This window comes from Saccharothrix sp. CCNWYY140 (genome assembly GCF_037401995.1).
GTDB lineage: Bacteria > Actinomycetota > Actinomycetes > Mycobacteriales > Pseudonocardiaceae > Actinosynnema.
Genome location: NZ_JBBEGC010000142.1, coordinates 1 through 17,458, shown reverse-complemented (window position 1 = coordinate 17,458; position 17,458 = coordinate 1). Strand labels below are relative to the sequence as shown.

The following is a 17,458-nucleotide window of genomic DNA, read 5'->3' as shown; positions in this document are numbered from 1 at the left end:
TAGCCCTTCGGGCAGGCCATACGGGGATGACGGAAGAAGCCCAAGTTGGGAGGTCTGCTGCGCGAGCCCAAAGGAAAGCGCGCCCTGCGGGCGCAAGGGTGGGGTTGTGGCTAGATGGCTACGGCGCAGTTGTCGGAGCTGTTGGTGCCCATGACGCTGACTATGCCCCTTCGGCCGTCGCCGAAGAACCTGGTGAACAGGCCCGCCGGCCTGCCCCCGAAGAGGAGTGGGCCCAGGACTGGGGCTACCTGTGTTGTGTAGGGCTCGTTGGTGTTGTCGGCGATCATGGACAGGGTGCAGGTTTGGGGTTCTACGTACTTCTGCACGATGCTTGTGGCCTCGGTGGCTGCTCTGTGGATGGCGGCTTCCCAGGCCTGTTCCGACGTCTCGTGGCCCAGGGTTACCTGTTTGCCGCTCATGCCCAAGCCCTCCTTGAGGACCAGGGTGTCCTTGTGTTCCACCGCGAACGGGACCAAGTCGATCTTTCGGTCCTCCCACGTGGTTTTGCGGTCTGACAGGATTCGGGTCCACGGTAGGTAGCGGGTTACCAAGGTGCGTTCTGCTGTGGTCATCCAGGGGCGGCCTTCTGAGAGCATGCCCATTGTGAGTTTGCTAGACAAGAAGGTTGATGTCTGGGTGCCTACCAGGAGGCAACCCTGGTCCAGGGCCGTCTGAACCGGAGTGGTGTCTATGCCCAACTCCTGCCAGTCCGGGATGGTGAAGTTGCGTAGGCCCAACGGGTAGCGGAGGTGGGGTGGGCAGTCCCAGGCCTCGTGGAGGTCTTCTGGTTCGAAGAATCTGGCAGTGAGGCCTTGGGTGTTGAAGTAGTCGGCTTCTATGTCGAAGTAGCGGGTTGAGGTGACGCCCTGGTCTCTTGTGCTGCCTACGATGGCCACCCTTGGCTTGACGCCCAGCTCCTGGCTCAGGTGGCGGAACATTTCTGCGCGAGTGGCGAAAGGGCTTTGAGTGTCGAAGGGGACCGTGCCTGCGTCGGTCTCGTAGAGGGTGCGCCAGACCTCTAGGCGGCAGTGGGTTTCTACTGGGCCGCCCAAGGCGCCGCTGACGTTGAACTCTAGGAACTGAGGGCCGTTCGGGCCGATGACGATGTCTGGGCGGGTTACGCAGGCTGCGTAGCGCTCCTCCAGGAACTGGTCGGCCAGGAAGAGTTGGTGTTCGGACTCGGGCATGCGGTACGCGGCCAGGCGTTCTGCGGTGGTGGGGGCGGATTCCAGGGCTGTGCGGCGGATCAGGTCCAGGAGGGCGGCTGTGGTGCGGAAGAGTTCGGCGTACGAGCTTCGGGGGATGGCTATGGGGGCGGCCGGGAGGAAGGGTTGGTAGGGCCAGCCCGTGTCGCGGATGCCGGTTCGGAGCAAGTCCCGGATGGTGTCGGCGGGGGCCGCCGGGGGGAGGTGGTGGGTGCCGAACCAAGGGTGGGTGGTGGTCACGGGGTCCCCCGAATCGGTCCGTCCACTGTGGCAGGCAACGACTGTACGGTTTTCGGACACCGCTCGGGAAGGAGCCCGTGATGACCCTGCGCCGCGTCGGGGACAACGAGTTCGTCGAGGAGCACGGCGGCGACTACGAGGACTTCGAGCCGGGCATGGTGATCCGGCACTGGCCGGGCCGCACGATCTCCGAAACCGACAACACCTGGCTGACCCTGCTCACCATGAACCAGCACCCGCTGCACTTCGACACCCACTACGGCGCCCAAGCGGAGTACGGACGGGTGCTGGTCAACAGCGGTATCACGTTGTGCCTGGTCGGCGGCATGACGGTGCAGGCGCTGTCCGCGCGGGCGGTGGCCAACCTCGGGTGGGACCGGGTTCGGTTGAAGGAACCCGTGTTCGTCGGTGACACGCTCTACGCGACCAGTCGCATCCTGGCCAAGCGGTTGTCGAAGTCGCGGCCGGGCAACGGGATCGTCACCGTGGAGACCACGGGGACGAAGTCGACCGGCGAGACGGTGATCGTGTTCGAGCGCTCCTTCATGGTTCGGTGTCGCGGCTGAACAACGCCGCTGCGGCGGCGGTGTCCTCGATGGGCATTCCGACGCTGCGGAACACCGAAGTGCTGCCGGGTGGGCGGCCGGTGATGGTGCCGATCTCGTGCAGGTCGGCCGGAGTCAGGCGGGCGGCACGGATCTCGCCGGCGTCCGCCAGGGCGGCCTCTTTCTGCTCCACGACGACGAAAGCTCGCGAGAGGAGTTCGGGGTCGAGTTCCACGGCGTTCTCGTGGGTGCCGCCGATGACGTTGACGTGTGCGCCCTCGGCGATCCACGCGGCGTCGAGGAGGGGTGTGGAGTCGTCGGTGGATGTAGCGGTGCAGACGATCGGTACATCTTTGACCGCATTTTTTGCGTTGTCGTCCAGCACGACCTCACAGCCGTGGGTCTCGCGGACCCAAGCGGCGAAGGCGGTGGGGCGGGTGCGGGAGTGGACGCGGATCGTGCGGATGGGGCGGACGGTGGCGATGGCCTGGACCAGGGCGCGGGCTTGGACGCCGGCGCCGATGATCGCCAGTTCGGTGGCGTCTTCGGGGGCGCACAAGCGGGTGGCGAGGGCGGCGGTGGCGCCGGTGCGGAGGGCGGTGAGGTCCGCGCCGTCGTACTGGGCGGTGACGCGGCCGGTGTCGAGGTCGACCAAGAGGACCACGCCGTGGATGAGGGGTAGGCCGCGAGTGGGGTTGTCGGGGGTGATGGTGGTGATCTTGACGGTGGCCACGCCACGTCGTTCCCACACCGCCGTGCCGGTCAGGAGTTGGCGGTGGGGACCGTGTTCGACGACGGTGCGGGAGGGCGAACGGGTGCGGCCGGCGGAGAGGTCGGCGAACGCCTCGGCCAGCGCTTCGATGACGCGGGCCTGGGCTTCCGGGTCGGTCGTCAACCGTGCGGTGATCATTGGGCGGCCTCCCGCAGGTCCGCCACCACGTCCACGATGAGGTCCTCCTGACCGGCGATCGCCTGCCGCCGCCCCAGCTCGAAGAACACGTCGCGCGGGTCCACGCCGGCGCGCGCGGACGCCTCCAGCACGGGCTGCCGGAACCCCGAGAACACGCCGGCCAGGCCGCTGACGATGCTCGACGACCCCGTGGTCGGCGGCGCGGGCATCAGCTCCCGCTCGGCGAACTCCGCCGCGTCCAGCAGCGCGTACAGGTCGATGCCGGTGGCGAACCCGGTGCGCTCCAGCACGGGCACCAAGACCTCCAGTTGGGTGTTGCCCGCGCCCGCGCCGAATCCCCGCGCGCAGGCGTCGATGATCGTCGCGCCCGCCTCGGCGGCGGCCACCGAGTTCGCCACGGCCATGCCGAGGTTGTTGTGGCCGTGGAAGATCACCGGCACGTCCACGGCGGCGGCGATGGCCCCGATCCGCTCGCCGACGTCCCGCGGCAGGAAGTGGCCCGCCGAGTCCATGATCCCCACGCCCCGCGCGCCGTACCCGACGACCGCCGCCGCGTGTTCGGCCAGTTCGGCGGGCGAGGCCATGTGGCTCATCATGAGCACGCAGTGCGCCTCCGCGCCGTTGCCCGCGAGGAACTCCAGATGCCGCTCGGCCAATGAGGACTCCGTGCAGTGCACGCCGATGCGGACCACGTCCGCGCCATGCGCGAGGGCCTTGCGCAGGTCGTCGGACGTGCCCCAGCCGGGCAGCATGAACACGGCCATCCGGCTGTGCCGCAACGCTTCCCGCACGGTCGAGAGCATCACGTCGTCGCTCACGGCGGCCCGGCCGACCTGGAGCGAGGACGCCCCGAGCCCGTTGCCGTGCCCGACCTCGACCACCGGCACGCCCGCCGCGTCGGCCGCCTCCGCGTAGCCGCGCAACGCCGATGCGCTGAGCTGGTGCTTGACGGCGTGCTGGCCGTCGCGCAGGGTCGGGTCGTGGACCGTCACCGGTCTCATCCGCCCACCCCCACCGCGAGCCGGGCCGCGTGCTGCTCGGCGACCAGGATGGCGGCCGAGTTGATGATGTCGAGGTTCCCGGCGTAGCGGGGCAGCACCTCGCTGTCCGCGGCGACCTCCAGCGACACCACCACCCGGTCGCCGTGCACCTCGCACGCCAACACCCGGTAGCCCGGCGCGAAGGACCGCACCCGCTCGGCGGCCTCGGCGACCACCGCGCGGACCTCGTCGGCCGGTGCGTCGGGGACGACGGCGTGGACGGCGGTGCGGAACGTGGCGGGCGGCACGGCCGGGCTGATGTTGAGGATCGCCTTGGTGTCCCGCACACCGGAGAACGCGGTGAGCGCGGCCTGGGTGGTGGCCACGTACTCGTCCAGGTTGAGCCGGGTCGCCCGGCCCGCGATGCGGCTCGCGACCGTGGACACGACCTCCAGGTAGGACACCGGGAACCGGCCCGCGAGCGCGTGCGCGACCGGGATCGACGCCTGTCCGCCGCAGCTGATCAGGCTGACGTCCCGGGTGGTCGGCCGGGTCCCGGTGACCGTGGGGACGACCATGTCGCCGACGCGGCTGGGCGTGAGGTCCACCAGCAGGGTGTCGGCGTCCTTGAGCCGCTGCCAGTGCTCGTGGTGGGACAGGGCGTTCGTGGCGTCGAAGACGATCGGGAACGGCCCGGCGGCGAGGACGGCGTCGATGCCGCCGGACGAGGTCGGGTAGCCGAGCCCGGCGGCGTGCCGCAGGCCCTCGGAGTCGGGGTTGCGGCCGGCCACCAGGGCGCACTCCAGCACCGGCGACCGGTGCACCTTGCTCACCAGGTCGCGGCCGATGGCCCCGGTGCCGATCACCGCCACGCGGGTCATCGCGCACCACCCCCGAAGCGGGCGGTCCAGGCCTCGCCGGCGGCCACGGTGGCGGCGGCCAGGCGGGCGAAGGGCGGGCCGATCATGGCGCCGTCCAGCACGGCGATCCCGCCGCCGGCAGCGTGCACGGCCTCGGTGACGCGCCGGGCGTGCGCCAGCCGCCCGGGGTCGGGTCGCAGGGCGGAGTTGATCGCGGGCAGCTCGGCCGGGTGCACGGTGGCCTTGCCGTGGAAGCCGAGTTCGCGGATCCGGTCGATCTCGTCGGCCAGGACGGCCGGTTCGGCGAGGCGGAAGTTGGCGGTGTCGATGCACGCCGTGCCGTGGCGGGCGCAGGCCAGCGCCATCGCCTGCCGGGCCGACGCCATGCCCGCCCACGTGATCTCGACGCCCAGGGTCGCGGCGAGGTCGGCAGAGCCCAGCACCAGGCCGTCGGCCGCCTCTGCGATGGCGTCGACCGCGGAGACCGCCGCGGGCGTCTCCAGGGTCACGTAGATCTCGGGCCGCACGCCGGCGGAGGCGAGCATGTCGCGCAGTAGAGCCACTTCTACGGCCGAATCGACCATCGTCATCATGACGATCCCCGGTGTGACCGGCGATTCGGTGAGCATGACGACGTCCCGCACGGCCTCGATCGTGCCCAGGTTGTTGATCCGCACGGCGATGTTGCGCGGCTCGGGCGCTTTCTCCAGCGCCGCGAGGCAGACCGCGCGGGCGGCGGGCTTGTCCGGGACGGGCACGCCGTCCTCCAGGTCGACCAGGTGCACGTCGGCGTCGTACGACCACGCCTTCACGACCCGGTCCAGCGACAACGCCGGCGTGTACAGGATGCTGCGCGGAATCGCCCTCATGCCGCCGTCGCCTCCCCGAGGACCGCGCACAGCGCCCGGATCTGCTCCTCGGTCTGGCCGGCGCGCAGCATCACCCGCAACCCGGCGGTGCCGCGCGCGACGATCGGGAAGAACACCGGCGACACGTAGAACCCGGCCTCGAACACCCGCCGCCCGGCCGCCACCACGGTCTCGTCGCTCACCGGCACGACCCGGATCGGGTAGGTGGTGCCGGACTGCTCGGTCTTCATCAACGAGTCGAACAGCTCGATGTTGGCGTACAAACGCTTCTGCAACAGCCCCAGCTCGGGCGTGCGGTGGATCTCCGCCGAGGCCAGGGAAGCGCCCACGGCGGCGGTGTTCATCGGCTGCGAGTAGCTCAACGCGCCCGCGAACCGCTCCACGATCCGCAGCACCTGCTTGGGGTAGCCGTCCAGCATGATCGCCGCGCCGCTGGTGCCGAACGCCTTGTTCAGCGTCGCCACGGTGATCGTCCGCTCGTCCAGCACCGGGCTGTGGGTGCGGACGTACCCGATGCCGCGTTCCCCGTACGCCGAGATCGAGTGCGAGTCGTCGTAGTAGACCAGCAGGCCGTACTTCTCCTGCAACACGGCCAGTTCCCGCACGGGCGCGTACCCACCCAGGCTGTCCGAGCCGTCCACGACGTAGCAGACCCGCCGGTACTGCTTGCACATGTCTTCCAGGAAGCCGACGTCGTGGTGGTCGCAGGAGACCACCTCCGTCTCGTCGGCGCACGACGGCTTCGCGCCGGCCATCGACACGTGGCAGTTCTTGTCGAACACCATCAGCGGCCGGACCCCGTTGCCCAGGTGGCCGGAGGCGATCAGCGGCAGCAGGCCCGCGCTGGCCACCCCGGCGGAGATCGCGCTGACCACGTCCGCCCCGAACAGCTCCCCCAGCGACGCCTCCAGCTCCAGCAGGGCCGGGATCTGCACGCGGCTGCGCGGGATGCAGTGGTCCAGCACGCCGAAGCGGCGCAGCGCGGCGATCGCGCCCTCGATCACCGCGGGGTGGGAGTCGAGGTCGAGGTAGGAGCAGCAGGTGAAGTTGACGAACTCGTGCCCCTCGGCGGTGCGCAGGACACCGTCCTCCAGCTCGGCGACGATCCCGGCCAGACCGTTCTGCTCGGACATGTCCCAGAACGCGTTGCCGACGCCGATGGCCTTGTCGTTGTTGCGGTAGCGGTGGGTCGGGGCGATGTCCCTCATCGGGCGGCCTCGGCGGGCTGGTAGTTGTAGACGCCCTTGAGCTTGCGGTACAGGGCCGTGTAGAGGGCGACCCCCAGCACGTACGGGCGGCGGAAGATCTTCGGGTCGCGCAGCCAGAAGTTCATGTTGATGTTCATGTCCGCCAACGACTCCGCCTGGTGCCACCACCCCAGCGGCAGGTACAGCATCTGGCCGGGTTCCAGGACCAGTTCGCGGCGCTGGGCGAGCTTGGCGACGAGCTTGGGGAAGCGGCGTGCGTCCACGTCGTCGAAGTCGAACGCCTGCGACTTGTCGCCGAAGCCGCGCCGGATCGAGCGCGGGTAGTACTCGAACGAGCCGGGCGGGGCCAGGACGAACCGCTTGCGGCCCTCCAGCGCGATGTTGAAGTTCTCCAGCTCGTCGAAGTGGCTCTGGGTGAACACGCCCTTGTGGCTGATCCACAGGTTGGCGGCGTTGAGCGAGCGCTGGTAGTCGAACAGGGCGGCGGCGTCGAAGCCGAGGATCGCGTTGACGTCCCGCGGGCTGTTGCGGATGTTGGAGACGATCCGGTTCCACGTGCTCGGGTCGTTCAGGTAGCGCTCGTCGTCGAAGAACTCGCGCAGCTCGATCTCGCGGGTGGTCCAGCGCTGGGAGTTGTTCTTGTCGCTGGGCTCGGTGAACAGGGTGACCCGCATGTCCCCCAGGCGTTCGGCCACGCCCTCGCGGCCCAGGCCCTGCACGCTGTCGGGCAGGGTGACCACCACCGGGACGTCGGCCCGGATCAGCGCCTCCCGGCCGAAGGCGGTGAACTCCTCGAACGACAGGCGCGGCACCGGTAAGCCCGCGTCGCGTGCTGTGCTCATGGCTGCACTCCTCACTGTGCGGTCATTCACTGGGCTGTCGTTTCCGCTTGCCGCGGGCGCAGCGCCGCCTGCCCGCCGACGCTGAGCGCCAGGGCCAGCACCCCGCCGCCGACCGCCACCCACGCCGAGCGCTGGAAACCCCCGTCGGCCAGCTGCCCGCCCACCGCCGTGCCCGAGGCGATGCCCAACGCGCCCGCGCTGGTCAGCCACGAGAACCCCTCCGACAGGGAACCCTTGGGCGCCAACGACTCCAGCAGCGTGCTGCCGGTGATGAGCGCGGGCGCGATCGCCACCCCCGCGAGCACAGCGAGGAAACCCATCACCAGCGGAGAACCGGCGAAGGCCAGGGGGATCGCACCCAGCGCCAGCACGCCGGTCGTGACCGCCAACAGCCGCGCCGGCGGGAGCTTCGCGTCCACCGCGCCGAAGACCACGCCGGCGACGAGGCTGCCGACCGCCGTCAGGGACAGGAACACCCCACCCAGCGCCGGCACCGACCACTCGCGGGCGAACGCGACCATCGTGACGTCGACCGCGCCGAGCAGGAAACCCATGCCCGCGTAGGAGACCATCAGCACCTGCACGCCCGGGACGCCGATCGCGCGCGGCGGCGGTTCGGAGGTCGGCGCGGGCCTGGGCTCGGACCGGCGGTGCAGGGCGACCGCCACGGACCCGGTCGTGGTCAGCACCGCGCACGCGACCAGCCCGGCCGCCGGGTGCACGACCGCGAGCGCGGTGACCAGCAGCGGCCCGAGCAGGAAGATCGTCTCGTCCAGCACGGACTCCAGCGCGAACGCGGTGCGCAGCACGCCGTGGTCCACCATCGCCGTCCAGCGCGCCCGCACGAACGACGTGAACGACACCGACGCGCCCCCGGTGGCCGCGGCGGCGGTGACCAGCAGCCACAGCGGCGCGTCGAGCAGGATCGCCACCACCAGCAGCGTGATCGCCGTCGCGTGCGCGGCGCACGCCGTGAGCAGCACCCGCCGTTGACCGACCCGGTCGGCGAGCCGACCCAACGCCGGACTGGCGACGCCCTGCGCGAGGACCATCGCCGCCGCCACCACGCCCGCGTCGCCCAGCGTCCCGGTGACGGCGGAGATCAGCAGCAGGCAACTGAGCGGTCGCATCGCGATCGGGAACCGGCCGACCATCCCCCAGAATCCGAGCGCGACCGCGCCGGGCACGCGCAGCAAACGTGAATAGGCCCCGAACCCGGAATTGGTCCGCGACACCGCTCCCCCTTTTCCGCAGACGTTCGAGGACCTCTTTCCGCACCTCTACCGGCTTGCCGCGACACCCCTTCCGCCCAGGTAGCGGCTCGCCATGTTATGCAGGTCACACTGGGGTGTCAACGCCCGCAAAGGCAGGCCTACGGGCGTCCGAACGGCATCATACGAATGGTTTCACCCGATTGTCGGAATAGCTATTTCCGGACCCGTTGATCATTTCCTCGCGCCCCTCGGTAGCATGTCGAGCGGGGGGCGAAGGGGGGCGTGATGCACGGGCTCGGCGAGTTGGAGAGCGCGGTCATGGACGTGCTGTGGAGTGCGTCCGGGACGACGATGAAGGTCCGGGACGTCCTCGAAAGGCTGGACAGACCGCTCGCGTACACCACCGTGATGACCGTGCTGGACAACCTGCACCGCAAGGGGTGGGTCCAGCGCGAGCTCGACGGCAAGGCCTACCGCTACGAACCGGCGGTGGGCCGGGCGGAAGCGGCGGCCAACGCGGTGCGCGAGGTGCTGTCCACCTCCGGGGACCCCGAGGGCGTGCTGCTGCACTTCGCCCGGTCGGCGTCGGAGCGGGAGACGGAACTGCTGCGCAGGGCCTTGCCGCGCAAGCGCCGGAAGTGACTCAACTCAGCACGGCGAACCAGGTCGCCGCGATCCCGCTGAGGAACACCAGCATCACGGCCGGGACGGCGCCGCTCACGCCACCGACCGTGGCCGCGAACGCGAGCACGGCCACCGCGCCCGCGACCCACGACCCGGTCACCAGGATCCGGCGCGGTTTCGCGGCCAGGGCGTGCGCGGACCCGACCGCCATCGCCCACAGGCCCAGCCCGAAGGCGAGGCTGAGCAGGCGCGACGGACCCCAGACCGTGCCGAGGACGGCCACGGCGATCGCCGCGCCCGCAAACGCCACGAACCGGAAGGTGGCCAGGCGGGCGGCCCGGGTCAGCAGGTGGCGGTCCCGGGTGCACAGCAGGACCAGGTTCATCAGCGGTTCCAGCGTCCAGCTCAGCAGCACCAGCGCCACCACGACCACCAGCAGGACGTCCGCCCAGAGCTCGCCCTCGAACGGCCGCAGCAGGCGGGTCAGCAGGAACGGCAGCAGCAGGAAACCCCAGCGCAACGCCTTGGGCTGGGCGTTGAGCCACATGCTCATGCGCAGCAGCAGGCCGTAGAGCGGGTTGCGGGACTTGAGGGCGTAGGACAGGCCCTCGCGGATGCCCTCGTCGGTGGGGTCGAGCCGCATCGCGGTGCGGTGCGCCTGCACGGCCGGGCGACCACCGCCGCGCCGCAGCGCGAGGAGGCCGCGGACCCGGTGCGCGTCGAGGTTCTGCGGGTCGAGCCGCAGGGCGTCGTGCACGGCCGCTTCCGCCTCGTCCAGGCGCTGCAACTCCAGCAGGGCGGCGGCTTGGGCCGCGGCGACGTCGGCGTCGTCCGGGGCGAGCATGCGGGCGCGACGGGTGCTGTCCAGCGCCTCGGCGTTGCGGCGCTGCGCCATCAGGACGTACGCCTCCTGCACGTGCAGACCGGCGGCCTCCGGCTCCAGCCCCAGACCGTCGCGGACGGCGTCCAGGGCGGCGGCGTGCTCACCGAGGCCGGCCAGCGCCGCGGCCAGCGTCGAGTGCGCCAGGACGTACTCCGGTGCGGCGGCCAGCGCCGTGCGGCCGGCGTCCCGGGCCTCCGGGTACTTCTCCTGCCGGAGCAGGGCGCGTGCGAGCAGCGTGTGCAGGACGGGGTCGCCGGGGTCGGCCGCGAGCGCGGTCCGGAACAACGCCTCGGCCTCCCGCGCCCGTCCCAGGTCCAACAGCACCCGTCCGCGCCGGACCGCGGCGTCCGTCTCGCCAGTCATCCTTCGCCCCCCGCGTCGACCGCCTCGAATCCGCAGGTCACCCCGGATCCGAACGGGTACCCTACGCCGCGTGACGGACGACCCGGTGATCCAGGCCCTGCTCGGCGCGCTGACCGCGGACCCCGACAACCACGCGGTCCGCGCCCACGTCGCCCGACTGCTCCTCGAGGCCGGCCGCCCGGACGAGGCCCTGCACCAGGCGACGACCGTCCTGTCCGCCGTCCCGGACCACGTGGACGCCCTGCGCACCGCCGCCGCTGCCGCGCGTGCCGTCGGCGACGACGCCAAGGCCGTGTCGTACGGCCGGTTGGCCGACGCCCTGAGCCCGCCTCCCGCGAGCCCACCTTCCTCGAGCCTGCCTCCCGCCAGCCCGCCTTCATCGAGCCTGCCTCCCGCCAGCCCGCCTTCATCGAGCCCGCCCCCGGTGCGCGCGTCGGCCGTGCCGGACACCGCCGACGAGATCCTCCAGCAGTGGGCGGCCGGCGAGGCCATGACCGAACCACCCGTGGGACCGACCGGCGTGACGCTGGCCGACATCGGCGGCCTGGCGGAGGTCAAGAAGCGCCTGGAGCTGTCGTTCCTCGCGCCGCTGCGCAACCCGGAGCTGAGCCTGCGGTTCGGCAAGTCCCTGCGCGGCGGCCTGCTGCTGTGGGGACCGCCCGGCTGCGGGAAGACGCTGATCGCGCGGGCCCTGGCCGGTGAACTGGGCGCGAACTTCTACGAGATCGGCCTGAACGACGTCCTGGACATGTGGATCGGCAGCAGCGAACGCAACCTCCACTCCATCTTCGACACCGCCCGCCGCAACCGCCCGTGCGTCCTGTTCTTCGACGAGATGGACGCACTGGGCCAGAAGCGCTCGAACCTGCGCGCCGGCGGGACGTCCATGCGCGGGGTCGTGAACCAGATGCTGGCCGAGCTGGACGGGGCCAGCACCGACAACGAGGGCGTCTTCGTGCTGGCCGCCAGCAACCACCCGTGGGACATCGACACGGCCCTGCTGCGCCCGGGACGCTTCGACCGGAGCGTCCTGGTGCTGCCGCCGGACACCGAGGCCCGGGAGGCGATCCTGCGGTTCCACCTGCGGGGACGGCCGACCGAACGGCTGGACCTGGGCAAGATCGCCAAGGCGACGGAGGGCATGTCGGGCGCGGACCTGGCGCTGATCTGCGAGCAGGCGACGGAGAACGCCCTCGACGAGACCATGTCGTCGGGACGGCACTCGCCCATCACGCAACGGCACTTGCAGGACGCGGCCCGCTCGGTGCGGCCGAGCATCGGCGAGTGGATGGAGACGGCGCGCAACTACGCGCTCTACGGCAACGACGCCGGCGCATACGACGAACTGGCTGCTTACCTGAAGAAGCGCCGCCGCTGACCGACGGTGGCGCTCCGGAGCCGGTACCACCTCTGATGTCACTCAGTCAGGTGGTCGCCTCGCTCCCCGGAGGTACGCGCTCTCCTGCCCCTCCCGCCGTCCGGTGAGGGCTGGTACACCGGGTTGACACGGCCGTAGTGCGGCGCAAGTCCGGCTGCCGCAGCGAGCTCACCCATCACGTCCACTGTGGACCTTCGCGACCCCTCCACCACGAGGGGTCTCCCGAGCCTGCCCGAAAGGACGGCCGCGTTGACCACACTCAGGGAACCGGAACTCGTCGCACCACGCCAACCGATCCCCGCCAAGCTCGGCCGGGACGTCGTCTTCGACTACCTCCGCACCGCGCGGGTGGACCGGCTCTTCGGCGTACCCGGCACCAACGAGATCCCGATCATCGACGGCACCGACGTGCCCGCCAACGGCGTGCACTACGTGCCCTGCCTGCACGAGAACATCGCGGTCGGGGCCGCGATGGGGTACGCACGGGCCTCCGGGCGGCCGGGGGTCGTGCTGCTGCACGTGACCCCGGGCATCGGCCACGGCCTGGGCAACCTCTACAACGCCGCCAAGTCGCACGTCCCGCTCCTGGTCCTCTGCGGCCAGCAGCACAGCAACCTGCTGATCCAGGAGCCACTGCTGGAGTCCGACCTGGTCCAGGTCGCCCGCCAGTTCACCAAGTGGTCCTACGAGGTCCGCGGACCCGACGAGATCGGCATGGCGATGCAGCGGGCGCTCAAGGTCGCGCTGAGCCCGCCGCACGGGCCGGTGTTCCTCTCGATCCCGTGGGAGTTCACCATCGCGCCCGCGCGCGACCCGGACGCCGGCCGGTTCACGGTGGTCGCACCGCGGTTCACCGGGGACCGCGCGGGCATCACCCAGGCCGCCGAAGTCCTCGCCGGCGCCGCGAACCCGGTCATCGTCGTCGGTGACGGCGTGGGCGCGGCGGACGCGTGGGCCGAGGTGGCGGCGTTGGCCGACGCGTTGCCGAGCACCGTGGAGGTCTTCAGCGAACCGCTGAGCAGCTACATGAACTACAACAACCAGGACAGCGACTGGCAGGGCGAGCTGCCCGGCCTCCAGCAGTGCATGCAGGAGAAGTTCGCCGACAAGGACGTGGCCTTCCTGTGCGGGTTCAACGCCCAGGCGCAGCTCGTGGTGTTCGACTGGGACCTCGGCCCGCTCATCCCCGAGCACGTCCGCCAGGTCTACCTGCACAACGACCCGTGGCAGATCGGCAAGAACCACTACGGCGAGGCCGCGGTCCTCGGTGACATCAAGGCCACGCTTCCCTTGATCACCAACGAAGTCGCGGCACTGCGCCGGGTCGAGGTCGCGCCCCTCGACACGCTGCTCGCGCCGTCCGACGAGCGGGTGCGGCAGCGGGAGCGGCGGGTGGCCGAGGTCGCGCTGCGGCTGGACGAGATCACCGGCGAGGATGTCGCCATCGCGCTGAGGTCGTTGCAGGACAAGGACCCCGGGCTGCGGCTGACCCTGGTCAACGAGGCCGTGTCGGACTCCGGCTACTTCCAGAAGCACCTCAGGTTCGACGGCCCCACCAGCTACTTCGTCGGGCAGGGCGGGTCGCTGGGCTACTCGATGCCCGCCGCGCTGGGCACCCGGCTGGGCGCGGGCGCCGACCGCACGGTGGTCAACGTCGTCGGCGACGGCTCCGCGTTGTTCTACCCGCAGTGCTGGTGGACGGCCGCGAAGCTCGACCTGGCGGTGCTGTTCGTGGTGCTGAACAACCAGGAGTACAAGACGCTCATCGGCGGTCTCAACGAGATCGGCGAGGTCTACGACTGGCACACCACCGGCGACGCCGCGTACCTGCGCCTGCCACCACCGCCCGCCGTGGACTTCGTGACGCTCGCCGCGGGGTACGGCGTCTCCGGCGCCCGCGTGACCGACCCGCACGACGTGGAACCCGCGCTGGCCAAGGGCCTCGACATCGTCCGCGGTGTCGGCGGTCCCGCCCGGTCCCACGTCGTGGAGGTGCGCACGAGCAAGCAGCTCCCCCCGTCGTGCAAGAAGAACCCGGACTGGTTCGACGAGACGGTGTTCATCCCGTAGAGAGACCCTAGGAGGTTGCCGTGAGCAACCCGGAGCACTACGACTACGTGATCGTCGGCGGCGGCGTCACCGGCCTCTACACCGCGTGGCGCATCCTGGAGAGCACCAAGCCGAATTTCCCGCGCGTCAGGCTGTACGAGGCCACCGACCGGCTCGGCGGGCGACTCCTGACGTGGAAACCGCTGGGCGACCACGCCGGCCTGCGCGCCGAACTGGGCGGGATGCGGTTCTTCTCTGGCCAGAAACTGGTCAGCGCGCTGATCGGGGAACTCGGCCTCGGGCCGCAGGACATCCCGTTCTTCACGGAGGGTCCGGGCCTGATCTGGAGCCTGCGCGGCCTCCGCATGGCGGCCGGTGACGTGCACACCGCGAACACCCGGTACATGCTCAAGGACAACGAGCAGGGCAAAAGCCCGTTCGACCTGCTCAACGACCTGGTGAACCAGGTGCTGGCGGCCAACGGCGTCCCCACGCCACCCACCACGTGGGAAGGCTGGGACGAACTGAAGAAAAACCTCTTCTACAAAGGCCAGAACCTGTGGAAGGTGGGTTTCTGGAACCTCATCTACGACATTCTTTCGCCCGAGGCGTACCGGTACATCGTCGACGCCTTCGGCTACTACACGCCCACCCTGAACTGGAACGCAGCGGAGGCGTTCCAGAGCATCTCACTCGATTTCACCACCAATCCGGCGTATCGCACGCTCACGGAGGGTTACGACCAGATCCCGCGGACCCTGGAGAAGCGAGTGCGCGAGATGGCGCCCGACGTGATCTCCACCGGATCGAGTGTCGCTTCCTTCGACAACACCGGCCACGGCGTCGAACTGACGTTCGAAGACTCCCGGCCGCCGGTCACGACCGACCGCCTGGTGCTCACGATGTCCCGGACGGCGCTGGAGTCGCTGCACCCCACCAAGACCTTCGACCTGCACAACAACACGCGCCTGCGCGGCCTGGTCCGGTCGGTGCGGCCGTACCCGGCGTTCAAGCTGTTCCTGTACTTCGACCACCGGTGGTGGGAGGACCACGGGTTCGGCGGCCAGCGCATCGAGCACGGCCGCTCGGTCAGCGACCTGCCGATCCGGCAGACCTACTACCTGCGGCCGGACGCGTGCGAGGGTGCCGGGCCGTGCCCGCCGCACGGCCTGATCATGGCCTCCTACGACGACTCGATCGCGGTCGACTTCTGGCGGGGCCTGGAGTTCCCGGACGACGAGAAGAAGGTCTACGACGACACGCTCTCCGACATGGTGCGGCAGATGGTCGCGCAGCTCGCCGTCGCCGAGATGCCCACCGACGAGCACGTCGACCCGCCACCGGTGCTGCACCGCGCGCCCAAGCTGATGATCTACCACGCGCGGGCGCAGCTGGCGTTGCTTCACGGCATCCCGCTGGTGCAGGTGCCGGAGACCGAGTGGGGCGCCTACGCGGACTGGAGCCTCGACCCGTACGGCGGCGGTTGGCACTTCTGGGAGCCGCAGGTGGACGCGCCGGCGACCATGCCGGAGATCCGCAAGCCCATCCAGGACGCCCCGGTGTACATCGCGGGCGAGACCTACTCCGGCGTGCAGGGCTGGGTCGAGGGCAGCCTGACCACGGCCGAGCACGTGCTGTTCGACCACTTGGGGATCGAGCGCCCCGAGTGGATCACGAAGAACGTGACCTACTTCGGACCCTGACCGCCACCACCACCCCGGCCGCCAGGAGAAGGCCGCCCACGACCAGGAAGAGCCACGTCCAGTCCCTGTGGACGTACTCGGTGACGACCACCACCGCGCGGTGGTGGTCGTCGGTCGCCGATCGGGTGATCTTGATGTCGTGCTCGATGAGGTCGGGCCGGAACTCGGCGTCGTACCGGGTGAGGAAGCGCGGCCCGCTCAGCAGCGCCGACAGCTCCGGGTGGTCGGGACTCCGGTCGACCGTTCCGGCGAAGGTCAGCTCGGGCTCCCGCCCCTTGGGCGCGGGGTTGCCGACGTCCACGCGGTGGTCGGCCAGGACGTACAGCCGCAACGGCTGCACGCGCTCGGCGGTGGCGGACAACCGCATCGGGTAGACGGGTTCGTCGGTCTCGAACACCACCCGCATCGGCGGCAACCCATCCGCAAGGCTGCCCGACGACGGCGCCAATCGCACCGCCACCACCAGCCAGTTCTCCGCCAGGTAGGGCGTCAGCGCGCCACCCAGCGCGGTCGGCAGCACGAACCCATGCTCCCCCAGCCACTGCTGAACCGCCGACGAGTCGGTCCCGGAAAGCTGGGCCACCTCATACGGCCCCACCTCCACGTGGTCCACCACGGTCGCCCCACGCTGCTGCGGCGCCCCACCCATCCCGTCCCCGTCCACGACAACCCGACGGGTCCGGACCTCAGGCCGGCTGATCCGGTCCAGCTCGACGAACACCCCCGGTTCCGCCACCTCGAACCGCGCCCGCGCGGGCACCGGCATGAGGAAAGCGGCCTGGGAGGCGTCCGAGTGGGCTTGGACGGCCAAGGTGATCGCCTCGGTCCGCCCGGTCAACTCGACGAGCGCGGTCTCCTGCTGCGCTTGCAGCTTCCGATCCGCCACGAACGCACCACACGCACAGGCCCCCGACACCCCTGGACTGACCGTCGACAACACGGCCACCAGCACAAGGACGATCCCGATCCGCATGGCGCCTGTGACGCGGCAACCGTCACCGAGGTTCCTGCTCCTCCCGAGCAGCCAACCGCCGCCGCAACTCGACCAACAACAGATCGTCACTGACCGCCCCAGCCTCCCGCAACGGCCGAGCATCAGCCTCCTCGGCACTGATCACCCCAGCAGCCACCAACACCTCCAACAACGACACCCCGAACAACCCAGCCAAGGCCCGAGCAGTCTCCACACTCACCGACCGCCCACGCCGCCAGTCAGTGAGCCGACTCCGGTGCACCCCAACGGCACGAACAAGATCACTGGTCGTCAACCCGGCCCTTTCCATCCGAGCTTCGAGGTAACTCCAGAACGGCGACACAGGACGACGGCGGCGGTGCGAGCTCATACCGCCATGCTAGTTGCGCACACCAAACGGGTGATGCGCACGACGCGCGCAACCAATCAGCCGACCAGCCTCGAACGCCCCGGAGCACAGGCCCGCCTTCACTCGAACGTGCGTGAAGCGCGCGTTTTGCTTTCCCTCAGCGGCACGCGCGAAGCGCGTGCACAACCCAACTTGGGCTTCTTCCGTCATCCCCGTATGGCCTGCCCGAAGGGCTACCACAGATTTCCCCGGGTGCAGCCGAA

17 protein-coding genes are annotated in these 17,458 nt (G+C 70.3%); 6 read left to right on the top strand and 11 right to left on the bottom strand.

Annotated elements, in window-relative coordinates:
- Nucleotides 1-110: 110 nt before the first annotated feature.
- Nucleotides 111-1,445 carry a hypothetical protein gene (locus WBN91_RS34505; RefSeq protein WP_337728511.1) on the bottom strand — a complete coding sequence of 445 codons (1,335 nt, stop codon included), beginning with the start codon at nt 1,443-1,445 and terminating at the stop codon, nt 111-113.
- Nucleotides 1,446-1,525: 80 nt separating this feature from the next.
- Between WBN91_RS34505 and WBN91_RS34500 the strand changes: the two genes are divergently transcribed.
- On the top strand, nt 1,526-2,011 hold the full coding sequence (locus WBN91_RS34500) for a MaoC family dehydratase (RefSeq protein ID WP_337728510.1): 486 nt from the start codon (nt 1,526-1,528) through the stop codon (nt 2,009-2,011).
- Here WBN91_RS34500 and WBN91_RS34495 read toward each other — a convergent pair.
- The 7 genes from WBN91_RS34495 to WBN91_RS34465 are packed head-to-tail and all read right to left on the bottom strand — an operon-like array spanning nt 1,989 to nt 8,894.
- Complete coding sequence (locus tag WBN91_RS34495) at nt 1,989-2,900, bottom strand: ornithine cyclodeaminase family protein (RefSeq protein WP_337728509.1); 912 nt, start codon at nt 2,898-2,900, stop codon at nt 1,989-1,991. The genes WBN91_RS34500 and WBN91_RS34495 overlap by 23 nt on opposite strands.
- Complete coding sequence (gene dmpG / locus WBN91_RS34490; protein ID WP_337728508.1) at nt 2,897-3,901, bottom strand: 4-hydroxy-2-oxovalerate aldolase; 1,005 nt, start codon at nt 3,899-3,901, stop codon at nt 2,897-2,899. Before dmpG ends, WBN91_RS34495 begins: the two co-directional genes overlap by 4 nt.
- Entirely contained in the window at nt 3,898-4,761 is an 864-nt protein-coding gene (locus WBN91_RS34485; RefSeq protein WP_337728507.1) for an acetaldehyde dehydrogenase (acetylating), read from the bottom strand. Before WBN91_RS34485 ends, dmpG begins: the two co-directional genes overlap by 4 nt.
- Nucleotides 4,758-5,609: an HpcH/HpaI aldolase/citrate lyase family protein gene (locus WBN91_RS34480; protein ID WP_337728506.1), complete on the bottom strand. Its 852-nt coding sequence runs from the start codon at nt 5,607-5,609 to the stop codon at nt 4,758-4,760. The genes WBN91_RS34485 and WBN91_RS34480 overlap by 4 nt, the downstream gene beginning before the upstream one ends.
- Nucleotides 5,606-6,817, bottom strand: coding sequence for an 8-amino-7-oxononanoate synthase family protein (locus WBN91_RS34475; RefSeq protein WP_337728505.1), 1,212 nt, complete (start codon nt 6,815-6,817; stop codon nt 5,606-5,608). The genes WBN91_RS34480 and WBN91_RS34475 overlap by 4 nt, the downstream gene beginning before the upstream one ends.
- On the bottom strand, nt 6,814-7,659 hold the full coding sequence (locus WBN91_RS34470; RefSeq protein ID WP_337728504.1) for a cupin-like domain-containing protein: 846 nt from the start codon (nt 7,657-7,659) through the stop codon (nt 6,814-6,816). Before WBN91_RS34470 ends, WBN91_RS34475 begins: the two co-directional genes overlap by 4 nt.
- Nucleotides 7,660-7,685: 26 nt before the next feature.
- Nucleotides 7,686-8,894, bottom strand: coding sequence for an MFS transporter (locus WBN91_RS34465; RefSeq protein ID WP_337728503.1), 1,209 nt, complete (start codon nt 8,892-8,894; stop codon nt 7,686-7,688).
- Nucleotides 8,895-9,158: 264 nt separating this feature from the next.
- On the opposite strand from WBN91_RS34465, the gene WBN91_RS34460 reads away from it, so the two are divergent.
- Nucleotides 9,159-9,515: a BlaI/MecI/CopY family transcriptional regulator gene (locus tag WBN91_RS34460; RefSeq protein ID WP_337728502.1), complete on the top strand. Its 357-nt coding sequence runs from the start codon at nt 9,159-9,161 to the stop codon at nt 9,513-9,515.
- 1 nt (nt 9,516) lies between these two features.
- On the opposite strand, the gene WBN91_RS34455 is transcribed toward WBN91_RS34460, so the two are convergent.
- Nucleotides 9,517-10,743, bottom strand: coding sequence for a tetratricopeptide repeat protein (locus WBN91_RS34455; protein ID WP_337728501.1), 1,227 nt, complete (start codon nt 10,741-10,743; stop codon nt 9,517-9,519).
- Nucleotides 10,744-10,813: 70 nt separating this feature from the next.
- Between WBN91_RS34455 and WBN91_RS34450 the strand changes: the two genes are divergently transcribed.
- The 3 genes from WBN91_RS34450 (at nt 10,814) to WBN91_RS34440 (ending at nt 15,873) form a co-directional block, all read left to right on the top strand.
- A complete protein-coding gene (locus tag WBN91_RS34450) occupies nt 10,814-12,121 on the top strand; it encodes an AAA family ATPase (protein ID WP_337728500.1) in 1,308 nt (435 codons plus the stop codon).
- 249 nt (nt 12,122-12,370) lie between these two features.
- Nucleotides 12,371-14,191, top strand: a complete 1,821-nt coding sequence (locus WBN91_RS34445; protein WP_337728499.1) for a thiamine pyrophosphate-binding protein — start codon at nt 12,371-12,373, stop codon at nt 14,189-14,191.
- Between the two features lie 20 nt (nt 14,192-14,211).
- Complete coding sequence (locus WBN91_RS34440) at nt 14,212-15,873, top strand: flavin monoamine oxidase family protein (RefSeq protein WP_337728498.1); 1,662 nt, start codon at nt 14,212-14,214, stop codon at nt 15,871-15,873.
- Here WBN91_RS34440 and WBN91_RS34435 read toward each other — a convergent pair.
- Complete coding sequence (locus WBN91_RS34435) at nt 15,842-16,846, bottom strand: DUF2330 domain-containing protein (protein ID WP_337728497.1); 1,005 nt, start codon at nt 16,844-16,846, stop codon at nt 15,842-15,844. The two genes, WBN91_RS34440 and WBN91_RS34435, sit on opposite strands and share 32 nt — an antisense overlap.
- 22 nt (nt 16,847-16,868) lie before the next feature.
- Complete coding sequence (locus WBN91_RS34430) at nt 16,869-17,216, bottom strand: helix-turn-helix domain-containing protein (RefSeq protein ID WP_337728496.1); 348 nt, start codon at nt 17,214-17,216, stop codon at nt 16,869-16,871.
- Between the two features lie 33 nt (nt 17,217-17,249).
- Here WBN91_RS34430 and WBN91_RS34425 point away from each other — a divergent pair.
- On the top strand, nt 17,250-17,458 hold a 209-nt coding region (locus WBN91_RS34425; RefSeq protein WP_337728495.1), incomplete at its 3' end, for a hypothetical protein.

Bases quoted from the DNA above. Each gene is read 5' to 3' on its own strand.
- WBN91_RS34460 (WP_337728502.1), top strand. From the start codon at position 9,159: ATGCACGGGCTCGGCGAGTTGGAGAGCGCGGTCATGGACGTGCTGTGG.
- WBN91_RS34455 (WP_337728501.1), bottom strand. From the start codon at position 10,743: ATGACTGGCGAGACGGACGCCGCGGTCCGGCGCGGACGGGTGCTGTTG.
- WBN91_RS34475 (WP_337728505.1), bottom strand. From the start codon at position 6,817: ATGAGGGACATCGCCCCGACCCACCGCTACCGCAACAACGACAAGGCC.
- WBN91_RS34480 (WP_337728506.1), bottom strand. From the start codon at position 5,609: ATGAGGGCGATTCCGCGCAGCATCCTGTACACGCCGGCGTTGTCGCTG.
- WBN91_RS34470 (WP_337728504.1), bottom strand. From the start codon at position 7,659: ATGAGCACAGCACGCGACGCGGGCTTACCGGTGCCGCGCCTGTCGTTC.
- WBN91_RS34435 (WP_337728497.1), bottom strand. From the start codon at position 16,846: ATGCGGATCGGGATCGTCCTTGTGCTGGTGGCCGTGTTGTCGACGGTC.
- WBN91_RS34495 (WP_337728509.1), bottom strand. From the start codon at position 2,900: ATGATCACCGCACGGTTGACGACCGACCCGGAAGCCCAGGCCCGCGTC.
- dmpG (WP_337728508.1), bottom strand. From the start codon at position 3,901: ATGAGACCGGTGACGGTCCACGACCCGACCCTGCGCGACGGCCAGCAC.
- WBN91_RS34500 (WP_337728510.1), top strand. From the start codon at position 1,526: ATGACCCTGCGCCGCGTCGGGGACAACGAGTTCGTCGAGGAGCACGGC.
- WBN91_RS34430 (WP_337728496.1), bottom strand. From the start codon at position 17,216: ATGAGCTCGCACCGCCGCCGTCGTCCTGTGTCGCCGTTCTGGAGTTAC.
- WBN91_RS34485 (WP_337728507.1), bottom strand. From the start codon at position 4,761: ATGACCCGCGTGGCGGTGATCGGCACCGGGGCCATCGGCCGCGACCTG.